This window comes from Kribbella sindirgiensis (assembly GCF_004331435.1).
Taxonomy (GTDB): Bacteria; Actinomycetota; Actinomycetes; order Propionibacteriales; family Kribbellaceae; genus Kribbella; species Kribbella sindirgiensis.
Genome location: NZ_SJKA01000007.1, coordinates 345,213 through 357,923, shown reverse-complemented (window position 1 = coordinate 357,923; position 12,711 = coordinate 345,213). Strand labels below are relative to the sequence as shown.

Annotated in this window: 10 protein-coding genes; 7 read left to right on the top strand and 3 right to left on the bottom strand. The window is 68.8% G+C overall.

What is annotated here, in order from left to right:
• Positions 1-17: 17 nt before the first annotated feature.
• Entirely contained in the window at positions 18-2,105 is a 2,088-nt protein-coding gene (gene glgX / locus E0H50_RS22225; protein WP_420323255.1) for a glycogen debranching protein GlgX, read from the top strand.
• Between the two features lie 62 nt (positions 2,106-2,167).
• Positions 2,168-2,899, top strand: a complete 732-nt coding sequence (locus E0H50_RS22220) for an SGNH/GDSL hydrolase family protein (RefSeq protein WP_131291588.1) — start codon at positions 2,168-2,170, stop codon at positions 2,897-2,899.
• 85 nt (positions 2,900-2,984) lie between these two features.
• Here E0H50_RS22220 and E0H50_RS22215 read toward each other — a convergent pair whose 3' ends face one another.
• The gene (locus E0H50_RS22215; RefSeq protein ID WP_202868270.1) at positions 2,985-3,506 is read right to left on the bottom strand and encodes a PadR family transcriptional regulator; all 522 of its coding nucleotides are present in this window, start codon (positions 3,504-3,506) and stop codon (positions 2,985-2,987) included.
• Between the two features lie 53 nt (positions 3,507-3,559).
• On the opposite strand from E0H50_RS22215, the gene E0H50_RS22210 reads away from it, so the two are divergent.
• Genes E0H50_RS22210 through E0H50_RS22200 form a run of 3 tightly spaced genes read left to right on the top strand, consistent with a single transcriptional unit; the run spans position 3,560 to position 5,677 of the window.
• Complete coding sequence (locus E0H50_RS22210; RefSeq protein ID WP_202868269.1) at positions 3,560-3,964, top strand: hypothetical protein; 405 nt, start codon at positions 3,560-3,562, stop codon at positions 3,962-3,964.
• A 10-nt stretch (positions 3,965-3,974) separates the two neighbouring features.
• Positions 3,975-4,796, top strand: coding sequence for a MerR family transcriptional regulator (locus E0H50_RS22205; RefSeq protein ID WP_238151140.1), 822 nt, complete (start codon positions 3,975-3,977; stop codon positions 4,794-4,796).
• Positions 4,796-5,677, top strand: coding sequence for a transglutaminase-like domain-containing protein (locus E0H50_RS22200; protein WP_131291582.1), 882 nt, complete (start codon positions 4,796-4,798; stop codon positions 5,675-5,677). The genes E0H50_RS22205 and E0H50_RS22200 overlap by 1 nt, the downstream gene beginning before the upstream one ends.
• On the opposite strand, the gene E0H50_RS22195 is transcribed toward E0H50_RS22200, so the two are convergent.
• The gene (locus E0H50_RS22195; RefSeq protein ID WP_131291580.1) at positions 5,674-6,276 is read right to left on the bottom strand and encodes a TetR/AcrR family transcriptional regulator; all 603 of its coding nucleotides are present in this window, start codon (positions 6,274-6,276) and stop codon (positions 5,674-5,676) included. The two genes, E0H50_RS22200 and E0H50_RS22195, sit on opposite strands and share 4 nt — an antisense overlap.
• 49 nt (positions 6,277-6,325) lie before the next feature.
• Here E0H50_RS22195 and E0H50_RS22190 point away from each other — a divergent pair, with 49 nt between their 5' ends.
• The gene (locus E0H50_RS22190; protein ID WP_131291578.1) at positions 6,326-7,756 is read left to right on the top strand and encodes an MFS transporter; all 1,431 of its coding nucleotides are present in this window, start codon (positions 6,326-6,328) and stop codon (positions 7,754-7,756) included.
• A gap of 131 nt (positions 7,757-7,887) precedes the next feature.
• Here the strand turns inward: E0H50_RS22190 and glgP are convergent, their stop codons facing one another.
• On the bottom strand, positions 7,888-10,482 hold the full coding sequence (gene glgP, locus E0H50_RS22185) for an alpha-glucan family phosphorylase (RefSeq protein WP_131291576.1): 2,595 nt from the start codon (positions 10,480-10,482) through the stop codon (positions 7,888-7,890).
• 199 nt (positions 10,483-10,681) lie between these two features.
• Between glgP and E0H50_RS22180 the strand changes: the two genes are divergently transcribed.
• Positions 10,682-12,670, top strand: coding sequence for an alpha-1,4-glucan--maltose-1-phosphate maltosyltransferase (locus E0H50_RS22180; RefSeq protein WP_131291575.1), 1,989 nt, complete (start codon positions 10,682-10,684; stop codon positions 12,668-12,670).
• Positions 12,671-12,711 lie beyond the last annotated feature (41 nt).

Here is a 12,711-nt window from a genome sequence, read left to right as displayed (position 1 = left end):
AAGAAGCGACCGCCGCCCTGAGCGCTCCGGGTTCGTCCCCCGAGACCGGTCCGCGCCCAGGGGCAGTGGTCCAGACCGATGGGACCACCTTCACGCTGTGGGCCCCGGCCGCGGAACGGGTCGAGCTGGCCCTGGTCGCGGACGACGGCAGCCAGCGGAACCTGGACCTGACGCACACCGGCGAGTTCTGGACCGGGTTCGTTCCGGGTGTCGGCGCCGGCCAGCGGTACGGGTACCGCGTGCACGGTCCGTTCGACCCTTCACACGGTCTGCGCTTCAACCCGTCGAAGCTGCTGCTCGACCCGTACGCGCGGGCCGTGGACGGCTCGCTCGACTTCGCCAGTCCGCTCATCTACGACTCCTCCGACGGCGACTCGGCCGGACATGTCCCGGTGGGCGTGGTGGTCGCCGACTCCGCGCCGCCGCCGCCGATCAGCAAGCCGGTGCACTGGGGCGAGACGGTCATCTACGAGCTGCACACGAAGGGGTTCACCAAGCTGCACCCCGACGTACCCGAGCACCAGCGCGGCACGTACGCCGGTCTCGCGCATCCGTCGGTGATCAGGTATCTGACCGAGCTCGGAGTGACGTCGGTGGAACTGTTGCCGATCCACCACTTCCTCACCGAGCCCGCGATCGCGGCGCGCGGCCTGCCGAACTACTGGGGCTACAACACGCTCGGTTTCTTCGCGCCGCACGCGCCGTACTCGTCGTCCGGGACCCGCGGTGAGCAGGTGGCCGAGTTCAAGGCGATGGTCGCCGCGTTCCATGCCGCGGGCATCGAAGTGATCCTCGACGTGGTCTACAACCACACCGCCGAGGGCGGCTTCGACGGACCGACGCTGAGCTTCCGCGGGATCGACAACCGCGCCTACTACCGGCTGACCCACGGTGACGGTCACGGCGCCGCGATGTACGACGTGACGGGCACCGGCAACTCGGTCGACACCTCGCACCCGCACGTCCGGCGGCTGCTGATGGACTCGCTGCGGTACTGGGTCGAGGAGATGGGCGTCGACGGGTTCCGGTTCGACCTCGCCGTGACGCTGGTGCGCAACGAGCGGCACGAGGTCGACATCCCCGACCACCCGTTCCTCGCCGAGGTCGCGGCCGACCCGGTACTCGGCCGGGTAAAGCTGATCTCCGAACCGTGGGACATCGGCCCGTTCGGCTACCAGGTGGGCAACTTCGGGCCGCCGTGGTCGGAGTGGAACGGTAAGTTCCGCGACAGCGTCCGCGACGTCTGGCGCAACACCTCCGACGGCGTGAAGGACCTCGCCTACCGGCTGTCGGGGTCCAGCGACCTGTACGGCGACGACGGGCGCTACCCGTACGCGTCGATCAACTTCGTCACCGCGCACGACGGGTTCACGCTGCGGGACCTGGTCAGCTACGACCACAAGCACAACGAGGCGAACCACGAGGACAACCGGGACGGGACCGACGACAACCGGTCCTGGAACTGCGGCGTCGAGGGCGAGACCGACGACGCCGGCGTGATCGCGTTGCGCAAGCAGCAGATGGCGAACCTGATGTCGACGCTGATCCTGTCCACCGGCGTGCCGATGATCACCGCCGGGGACGAGTGCGGGCGGACGCAGGGCGGCAACAACAACGCGTACTGCCAGGACAGCGAGATCTCCTGGTTCGACTGGTCGCTACCGGCGGCGTGGTCCGATCACCTGGAGCTGACGAAGAAGCTGCTGGCCCTGCGCGCCGCGCATCCGGCGCTGCGGCAGTGGCACTACTTCTCCGGGCAGCCTGTCGTGTCCGGTGGCCGGAAGGACCTGTCGTGGATCGCACCGCACGGCGGGGAGATGACCGACGCGGACTGGTTCGACGGGAACCTGCGGACGATCGGCATGTTCCTGCGCGGGGACGCGTTGCGGGCCACCGACGCTGAGGGCAACGCCCTGACCGACAGCTCGTTCCTGCTCGCTCTCAACGCGACAGCGGAAACGCGGAACGTCGTCGTACCGGATGCGTCGTGGGCACCTGCGTACGAGGTGGTGCTGGACACCAGCAAGAGCATGGTGACCGAGGTGGAGGCCGGTGCGACGGTACCGCTCGCTCCACGCTGTTTGGTGCTGCTGCGCGCTCTCTGAGGTCGTTAACCTTCCACCTGTACATTCGGCGGTCACCTGCTGTTCATGTACTGGGGGGACCGATGACACCGATCGGAGCGCTGCACCGCGCGATCATGCGCTGGGGTGAGGCCGAGCGGACCAGTTCGCGGCTCGCGATCCAGCGCTGGGTCGACGGCGTCGCGTACGTCGACGTACAGGCGCGCACGTACGCGGAGTACTGGACTGGGCAGAACACTGCTGCTCTCAAAGCCGACGGACCGCTCTGGGTCGTCCTCGGCGACTCCACCGCACAGGGCCTCGGCGCCTCGTCGCCGCTGCACGGGTACGTCGGCCAGGTGCTGAACGCCCTGCGCCGGAAGGGGACGCCGTGGCGAGTACTGAACCTGTCGCGGTCCGGTGCGCAGACGCGGCACGTGCTGGAGGATCAGCTGCCGTTGCTGGACGGTCTGACGCCGGCACTGGTCACCTGCGGCATCGGCAACAACGACATCCTCGCGACACCGCCAAGGCGTTTCCGCGACCACCTGCGGCAGATGATCGACCGGCTGCCCTCTTCCTCGGTCGTCATGGACCTGACCGTTCCAGACCGCCTCTGGCGGGTCGGTGGAGCTGTCAGCCCGTATGTCTCGGGAATCAACCAGCTGATCAGCAACTCAGCCACCTCGCGTGGCCTCCCGGTTGCCGAGGTGTCCCGCTACGCCCGGCCGCCGTGGCGCGGCATGCTCGCCCCAGACGCCTTCCACCCCAACAACCTCGGCTACCGCCGTCACGCCGACGCCCTACTGGCTGCGCTCCCTGAGAAGCTCCTGTAGCCGGTCCAGAGCGTCTTGCTGCTCTCCTGCGGCATCCCCGAAGAGGAGCCGTTCGGTCGGGACGTTCCCCTGCGTGACGCAGGTCTCAGGCTTCGGGAGCCTTCGGGAGCACGGGTGCGTCGGCGAGCAGCAGGTACAGCGAGCGGCGAGCCTCGGCGAGGATCTTGGCGGCTGCGGTGCGCTGCTCCTCCGACCCGCCGCGGGCCACTTGCCGAGTCGCTGAGTGCAGCTCCTCGAGCAGCGCGCGCAGGTCGGTCCCAGGCTCGGTGCTCGCGAAACCGGCGAACGGGTCGACCGACGTCTCGCGGCGCGTCTCGACGTACTCGCGGCCGGCGTCGGTCAGGGTGACGAGCTTGCGGCCGGCCTCGGCGGTCACGGTGACCAGGCCCTCGTCTTCCAGTTGGTTGATGGTCGGGTAGATCGCGCCAGGGCTGAGGGTCCAGCGCCCGTCGCTGCGGTCGGCGATGGCCTGCATCAACTGGTAGCCGTGCATCGGCTCCTCGGCGAGCAGCATCAGGACGGCCGTTCGGACATCGCCACGCGGGGCCCGACCGCGGCCGGAGCCACGCCTGGATCCCCGCCCACCGCGCTCGCGGTGCATCGGCATGCCTTCACCCATGCGCTGGCGGTTCCTGCCGATTCGGTGGAGGCTCGGGCGTTGTGAACGTCTTCGACGAGCTGATGAGTGAGTTGATGTCGACCGCCGAGCGGTTCGGGCATCGGGAGCACGTTCGGCTGACGTGGCTCGCCGTACGGCGGTGTGGGACGGCCGGTGCGGTGGAGTTGATCAGCGACGGGATCCAGAAGACGGCCCGGTACGCCGGGGCGCCGCAGAAGTACAACGCCACGGTCAGCAGGGCATGGGTCGAGCTGACGGCGTACCACATGCCCGAGGCCGAGAGCTTCGACGAGTTGGTGCGGCTGAACCCAGGACTGCTGGACAAACGGCTGCTGCTGCGCTTCTACAGCTCACGCGCGCTCGCGTCGCCGGCCGCGCGGACCGGATGGGTGGAGCCTGACATCAAGCCGTTCCCCTTTACTCTGCCCCAAGGGCAGGGGGTGTGATGGTCCGGTGTTGACGATCAGTGAGTTCGGGCGGAGGGCCGGGCTTTCGCACAAAGCACTGCGGTTGTACGACGTGTCGGGGCTGCTGGCACCGGCGCAGGTGGACCCGGCGAACGGGTACCGCTTATACGACGAAGAGCAGTTGGAGCGGGCGCGACGGATCAGTGTGCTGCGGCAGTTGGACATGCCGCTGACCACGATCGCCGAGGTCCTGACCGGGACGGACGAGGACGCGTTGATCCGGCTCGACCGGTGGTGGGCCGCCGAGGAAGCGACCACGGCGTCCCGGCGGGCGACGTTGCAGTACCTGCGGGACCGGCTGTCGCGCTCGGGTACGACAGGGCTCCCGCCGCGACCGGTGCACGCCCGGGACGTTCCGGCGACGAAGATCGCGTCGATCCGCGCCGACACCAACCAGCAGATGCTGATCGGGGTGATCGTGACGTGCACCGACGAGCTCACGTCGTACCTGCGGGCCGCCGGTGCGACCGCGGACGTCGGGTCGTGGGTGATCTACCACGGCGCGGTGACACCCGAGGGTGAGGCGACGGTCGAGGTGTGCGTGCCGTTCGAGGGTCTGGTGGACCCGGCCGGCCGGATCGGGATCCGGGTGGAGCCGGCGCACCGGGAGGCGTACTGCACGATCACGATGGACGAGTGCGCCTACCCGCGGATCATGCTCGCGTACGACCTCGTCTTCGACTGGGTGCGAGCATCCGGAAGCCCCGAAGCAGGTCCGCCGCGGGAGGTCTACCGCCCGGACTGCCACCTCCTCCCCCGCGACGAACCTGCCGTTGACATCGCACTGCCCATTCTTGAGAGGACCCTTTGATGGACTACGCGAGTCAGACGCGCTTCAGCGATCCCGGCGACTACGCCGGACTGTTCGACGCCCTGCCGGACGACGTGACCGAGATCGCCGCGGTCGTCCGCAACCTGCTGATCCACTACCGCGCCGGCGGGATCGAGTTCACCGGCGAACGTCTCGCCGAGATCGACAACCGGTGGGTGTCGGCGATCCTCGCCACGGACCAGAAGCGCAACGGTACGGCGCTCACAGAGCTCACTGCGCCGCGGGAGCCGTTCGACCGGGTCGTGGGGTGCTGCCGGGACTACACGCTGCTGTTCGTGTCGATGCTGCGCCACAAGGGGATCCCGGCCCGCAGCCGGGTCGGGTTCGGGAGCTACTTCGCCGAAGGTTTCAACCACGACCACGTGGTGGCCGAGTACTGGAACGGCGACCGGTGGGTGATGATCGACGCCGAGCTCGATCCGGCCGAACCGCAGTACAGCTTCGATGTGTCGGACATGCCGGCCGGGCCGTTCCTGTCGGCGGCCGAGGTCTGGCGGGGAGTCCGGGCCGGCGAGCTCAACGGTGATCTCTTCGGTGTGGACCCCAACCCGGACGCACCGCTGAAGCTGCACGGCGGCTGGTTCATTCGCAACTACGTGCACTACCAGCTCGCGCACCTGAACGGCGACGAGCTGCTGCTGTGGGACAACTGGGGCGCGATGTCCGACACGCTGGACGGCGCCGCCGTGGAGCTGACCGATCGGATCGCCGAACTGATGGTTGCCTCCGACAACGGAGACGACGCGGCGGCCAAGGAGGTCAACGAGCTGTACCGCACGGATCCTGGACTGACGTTCGCCGGCCGCTCTTTCGTCACCTCACCGGCCGGCGGAGAGTTCGCTTGGAAGGACCTCGGCTAACCCGCGAAGCCGTTGCGGAGTTTGTCGAAGAGGTGGTCGACCCGGGCGCGCTGGTCCTCGGCGACCTCGTCCGGGGTTTCGCCGGCCATCAGCCGACGGGCGGTTCCGGTGAGGACCGCGGTGTAGCCGGAGATCAGGAACGCGGCGAGGAGCGCGGCGTCGCCGTCAAACGCGTCGGCGGCGGCCAGCTCCTCGACCAGCGTCTGCTGGATCTCGTCCGCGATCTCCCGGGCCCGCGCGATCAGCGCCGGCGACGCGGCGACCGTCACGAAGAACGGGATCGATCCGTCCTTGAGCCCCGACAGCGCGTGACGGTCGTCGGCCAGGCCCAGGACAGCCTCCCGGAGCGACGTCAGTACGTCGGCCGCCCCCGAGCGCACCGCCGTACGGAGAAGATCGATCGCGTCGTCGGCGCGGTCGAGGAGCAGGTCCTCCTTGCGCGGGAAGTGCTTGAAGACCGTCACGCTCGACACGCCGGCCTCCCGCGCGACCTCGGCGACCGTCACGGCGTCGAACCCGCGCTCCAGGAACAACTGGGTGGCGACGTCCGAGATGCGCGCACGCGTCTGCGGTCCGCCACGGGCTGCGGTTCTGGGCATGTGACCTCACTCTCTTCTGTCACTAAGCTTAGTCACTTAACTTAGTGACATGTCCTTCGATCAGACAACTGTCATAGCAGGCCGTCCCCGGTCGTTGCGGGAGGCCTGGGTCGCGCTGGCGGGATTGTCGGCGGTGTTCCTGTTCGAGATGCTCGACAACTCGATCCTGAACGTCGCGCTACCCACCATCGGGCGCGAGCTGCACGCGTCCACGACCGCGCTGCAGTGGGTCATCGGGGCGTACGCCGTGGTGTTCGGCGGGCTGATGCTCGCGTTCGGGGCGATCGCCGACCGGTTCGGGCGGCGGCGGATCATGCTTGCCGGGCTAGCACTGCTAGCTTTTGCGAGCCTCGCGACCGTGTTCGTCACCACGGTCGAGCAGCTGATCGCCGTACGCGTCGCGATGGGCGTGGCGGCCGCGATGACGACGCCGGGGTCGCTCGCGCTGAGCTTCCGGCTGTTCGAGGACGACGGGCTCCGGGTGCGCGCGACGACGCTGATCTCGACCGTGGGACTGGTTGGGCTCGCGGTCGGTCCGACGGCGGGCGGGTTCGTACTGGCGATCGCGCCATGGCAGGTGCTGCTGCTCGTCAACGTACCGGTGGCGGTGCTGGCGATCATCGGCGTACGGCGGGGCATCTCCCCCGACGTACCGGACGAGCTGCACCGCGATCCGATCGATGTCGCGGGCGCGGTCCTCGGTACGGCGACGATCGTGCTGGCACTCGTCGCGCCGACGCTGTTCGTCAACGAGGGCGCCGGGTCGTGGAGTCCGTGGGCTGTTTCCGTGCTGGCGGTGATCGGGGCCGTGCTGTTCTACCTGCGCGAGCGTTCAGCGACGTACCCGCTCCTTGATCCTCGGATCGTCGCGCATCCTTTGGTGTCGAGCGGGCTCGCGTTCAAGGCGGCGGCCGGTCTGGCGACGGCCGGGCTCGGGTATCTCGTGACGTTGCAGCTCCAGCTCGACTGGGGTTGGTCACCCGCGCTCGCCGCGATCGGCATGCTGCCGCAGGTCGTGGTCCTGGTCGCCGGCGGCGCGTTGATCAGACCGTTCGTCGAACGCGTCGGCCTCGAGCGGGCCGCATGGATGAGCGCGGCGGCGGTCGTGTTCGGGCTCGCCGTCTTCGGCGCCCTCAGCCGGTACGGGTACGTCTGGGTCGCGATCGCACTCGTCCTGGTCGCGGCCGGTATGCGCGTCGTCGGAGTCGTTGCCGGAGTCAACGTACTCCGAGGCCTCCCGAAGAACCGCACCACGATCGGCGCAGCCCTCACCGACACCGCCACAGAGGTCACCTCCGGCGCCGGCATCGCCATCACCGGCACCATCCTCGCCACCCTCTTCACCGGCCCCATCACCACCCCGACCTGGACCCCCCACCAAACCACCCAATTCCACCAGGCCACCACCGCCGCCGGCCTCACCCTCACAGCCCTCGCCGCCGCACTGGTTGCCTGGGGCATCGCCCGGAGTCGGGCCTGAACCCACCCGCCGGGGGCGCGAGACAGGTTATTACCTGTGCACCGGGCCCAGTGCTTGTTCACAGCCCCGGCTCGATACAAAACACCCCCGCCTGGTGAGGCAGGCGGGGGTGTGTCTTTTCTCGGGTTGGCTCAGAATTCTGAGCCGGCGGGGAGGTCGGGGGCCGAGGGGTCGTCGGGGTCGGACGGGCCGGCGGCCAGGCCGAGTTCGGCGACGCTGGCCAGGCCTGGGTGGTTCGGGACGACGCGGACCGTGTAGCCGAACGGGCCGGTGCGGTCCAGTTTCAGTTCGCCCTCGTACCGGTGCCGGTTGCCCTCGTACGTCTCGGCCTGCGAGAGCGTGGCGCGGACCGGGTCGGTGATCTCGTCGTTGGCGTCGACACGACCGTGCAGCACCTCGACGCAGATGTCCGACGGGGCGAGGTCGCCGAGGGCCGCGAACGCGCGGATCCCGACGGTCGTGCCCAGCTGCGGTACGTCGCCGAGGCCCTGGAGCTCCACGTGGTCGACCCGGATCTGCGGCCACGCCGCGCGGACCTTGTGCTTCCACGCAGCGAGTTCGCGAGCGCCGTCGTACGTCGAGTTCAAAGACCGCGACGACTTCGCCGCCGGCACGTACAGCTGCTCGACGTAGTCCTTGACCATCCGGGTGGCGAGCACCTTCGGGCCGAGCTCCTTGATCGTGTGCCGCAGCATCTCGATCCAGCGGGTCGGCACGTCACCGTCGTAGAAGCGCGGCGCGACCTGCTTCTCGATCAGGTCGTACAGCGCGTGCGCCTCGAGGTCGTCGCGGCGGTCGGTGTCCTCGATCCCCTCGGCGGACGGGATCGCCCAGCCGAACTCGTCGTCGTACCACTCGTCCCACCACCCGTCGCGGATCGACAGGTTGAGGCCGCCGTTCAGCGCGGCCTTCATCCCGGATGTGCCGCACGCCTCGTACGGGCGGAGCGGGTTGTTCAGCCAGACGTCGGTGCCGGGGTACATCGGCTGCGCGAGCGCGATGTCGTAGTCCGGCACGAACACGATCCGGTGCCGCACCTCCGGGTCGTCGGCGAAGCGGACCATCTCCTGGATCAGCTTCTTGCCGCCCTCGTCGTGCGGGTGCGCCTTGCCGGCGATCACGATCTGCACCGGACGCTCCGGGTGCAGCAGCAGCGCCTTCAGCCGCTCCGGGTCGCGCAGCATCAGCGTCAGCCGCTTGTACGACGGAACGCGCCGGGCGAACCCCATGGTCAGGACGTCCGGGTCGAGGATCGAGTCGACCCAGCCGAGCTCGGCCTCGCTGGCGCCGCGGTTGATCCAGGACTGCCGCACCCGCGCACGGGTGTCGTCGATGAACCGCTGCCGGAGCAGCCGCTTGGTCTCCCAGATCTGCGCGTCGGTGGTCTTGTCCAGACCCTCGAACACCGAGTCGCCGTCGGCGGTGTAGTTCGCGTAGGTCAGGTCGTGCACCTCACGCGCCACCCACGTCGGCGCGTGCACGCCGTTCGTGATCGAGGTGATCGGTACGTCGACCGCGTCGAAGCTCGGCCACAGTCCCGCGAACATCCCGCGGCTGACCACGCCGTGCAGCTTCGACACGCCGTTCGCGCGCTGCGCCAGCCGCAGCCCCATGATCGCCATGTTGAACAGCGCCGGGTCGCCGCCCTCGAAGTCCTCGGCGCCGAGCTCGAGGATCCGGTCGACCGGGACCTCCGGGCCGAACACGTCCGGCGAGAAGTGCTGCTGGATCAGCTCGACCGGGAACCGGTCGATACCGGCCGGGACCGGGGTGTGCGTGGTGAACACCGTGCCGCCGCGGTTGACCTCGAGCGCGGTGTCGAAGTCGAGGTCCTTGTCGGCGGCGAGCTCGCGGATCCGCTCGATCCCGAGGAAGCCGGCGTGGCCCTCGTTGGTGTGGAACACCTCGGGCGCCGCGTGGCCGGTGATCCGGCAGTACGTGCGCACCGCGCGGACACCGCCGACGCCGAGCAGCAACTCCTGGAGCAGACGGTGCTCGGTCGAACCGCCGTACAGCCGGTCGGTCACCTCGCGCTCCGACGGCTCGTTCTCCTCGATGTCGGAGTCGAGCATCAGCAGCGGCACCCGGCCGACCTGGGCGACCCAGATCTGCGCGTGCAGCTCGCGGTTGCCGGGCAGCGTCAGCGTGACGGTCGCGGGCGCGTCACCATCCCGGAGCAGGCTGATCGGCAGCCCGTCCGGGTCCACCAGGGGGTAACGCTCCTGCTGCCAGCCCTCGGCGTTCAGCGACTGCGCGAAGTAACCGTGCCGGTACAGCAGGCCGACGCCGATCAGCGGTACGGCGAGGTCGCTGGCCGCCTTGAGGTGGTCACCGGCAAGGATGCCGAGACCGCCGGAGTACTGCGGCAGCACGTGGGTGATGCCGAACTCCGGCGAGAAGTAGGCGACCGCGTCGAGCGGCGAGCCGCCCGCGGTCTGGAACCACCGGTCTTCGGTCACGTAGCTGTCCAGGTCGGCTACAGCAAGTTCCAGCCGGCGCAGGAAAGCGTTGTCGTTGGCCAGCTCGTCGAGCCGGGCCGCCGGGACCTCGCCGAGCAGCTTGACCGGGTCACCGCCGGTGCTCCGCCACAGCTGCGGGTCGACGGCCTCGAAGACGTCCTGCGTCTCCGGGTGCCAGGCCCAGCGGAGGTTGTTCACCAGGGTGCCCAGACCGGTCAGCGGCTCGGGCAGGACAGGGCGGACGGAGAATCGTCGTATCGCTCGCACCGGGACACCGTACCGGCCCAGGGGCCGCAGAACATCTTCGGGATGCATCGATCTTGCAACGCGAGCAAGAATTTGCAGCTCTGCATGTCACCGGCAGCTACTGGGAACCGATAACGTCAGCACTGTCGTTCTCGACGTAGTTACCCACCCCGCCAGATCCGAAGCAGCACGTTACGGAAAGCGAAGGTCTGTCTACGCCATGACTGGGCGCATCCCGATCACCGACGTCACCCCGACCGTCGACGCCGGAGCCTATCCGGCGAAGTCCGCGGTCGGCGAGACGTTCACCATCGCGGCCACGGTCTTCCGGGAGGGCCATGACGCGGTGAACGCGAACGTCGTACTGACCTCGCCGTCGGGACAGACCAGACGGATGCTGATGGCCCCTGTCGGTCAGGGCACCGACCGGTGGACCGTCGACGTGACGCTGCAGGAGCAGGGCGCGTGGACGTTCGCGGTCGAGGGCTGGAGCGACCCGTACGGAACGTGGCGGCACAACGCCGAGATCAAGATCCCGGCCGGCCTCGACGTCGACCTGATGTTCGCCGAGGGCGCAGCGTTCTTCGACCGCGCGGCCGCCGGCGTACCACCCGCCGTACGGGCGGACCGCGGCACGCTGAGCGACGCGGCGCATGCCCTGGCGAACGGGGCGCTGCCCCCAGAGGCACGGCTGGCGGCGGGCATCTCCCCGCAGGTACGGGCGGCCCTCGGTCGGTACCCGGTGCGTGAGCTGATCACCTCCTCCGAGACGTACCCGGTCTGGGTCGACCGGACCCGCGCGCTGTACGGCAGCTGGTACGAGTTCTTCCCGCGCTCCGAAGGTGCGAAGTACGACGAAGAGACCGGTCAGTGGAAATCCGGGACCTTCCGGACCGCTGCGCTGCGGCTCGAAGCGGTCGCGAAAATGGGCTTCGACATCCTGTACGTGCCGCCGATCCACCCGATCGGCCACTCGTTCCGCAAGGGCCCGAACAACACCCTCGACCCGAAGCCGGGCGACCCCGGCTCGACCTGGGCGATCGGCTCCGAGGACGGCGGCCACGACGCGATCCACCCGGAGCTCGGCACGTTCGAGGACTTCGAGTACTTCGTCGGCCGGGCCCGCGAGGTCGGCCTCGAGGTCGCCATCGACCTCGCCCTGCAGGCGTCGCCGGACCACCCGTGGGTGAAGGACCACCCGAAGTGGTTCTCCGAGCGCGCCGACGGCTCGATCGCGTACGCCGAGAACCCGCCGAAGAAGTACCAGGACATCTACCCGATCAACTTCGACAACGATCCCGAAGGCATCTACGCCGAGGTCCTGCGGATCGTCCGGCTGTGGATCTCCAAGGGCGTCACGGTGTTCCGGGTCGACAACCCGCACACCAAGCCGGTCAACTTCTGGGAGTACCTGCTCGGCGAGATCCGCAAGACCGACCCGGACGTGGTGTTCCTGTCCGAGGCGTTCACCCGGCGGCCGATGATGCAGGAGCTCGCCAAGGTCGGATTCCACCAGTCGTACACGTACTTCACCTGGCGCAACGAGAAGTGGGAGCTCGAGGAGTACCTCACGGAGCTCACCAAGGAGACCGGCCACTTCCTGCGGCCGAACTTCTTCGTCAACACGCCGGACATCCTCACGGCGTACCTGCAGTACGGCGGTCCCGGCGCGTTCAAGATCCGCGCCGCGATCGCGTCGACATCGTCGCCGTCCTGGGGCGTGTACGCCGGGTACGAACTGTTCGAGCACGTCGCGCTGCGGCCCGGCTCGGAGGAGTACCTCGACACCGAGAAGTTCCAGCTCCGCCCCCGGGACTGGGAGGCCGCGGAACGTGAGGGCCGCACGCTGGCGCCGTACCTGACGCTGCTGAACAACATCCGCCGCCGCCACCCGTCCCTGCAGCAACTGCGCAACCTGACCCTGCACTCGGTCGACGACGAAGCGATCATGTGCTACTCCAAGCGCTCCACCGCCCCCGACGGCCACAGCGACACCGTCATCGTCGTCGTCAACACCGACCCGCACTCGGTCCGCGAGTCGATGGTCCACCTCGACATGCCCGCCCTCGGCATGCGCCCCGAGGACACCTTCACGGTGTACGACGAAATCACCGGCGCAACGTGGCGCTGGGGCCAACAGAACTACGTCAAACTCGACCCCAACGGCGAACCCGCCCACATCCTCGCCGTACGCCGCGGCCAAGCCTGAAAGGCCGGAAACTACATCGCTTGGTCGGAGTGCCGCTCGTA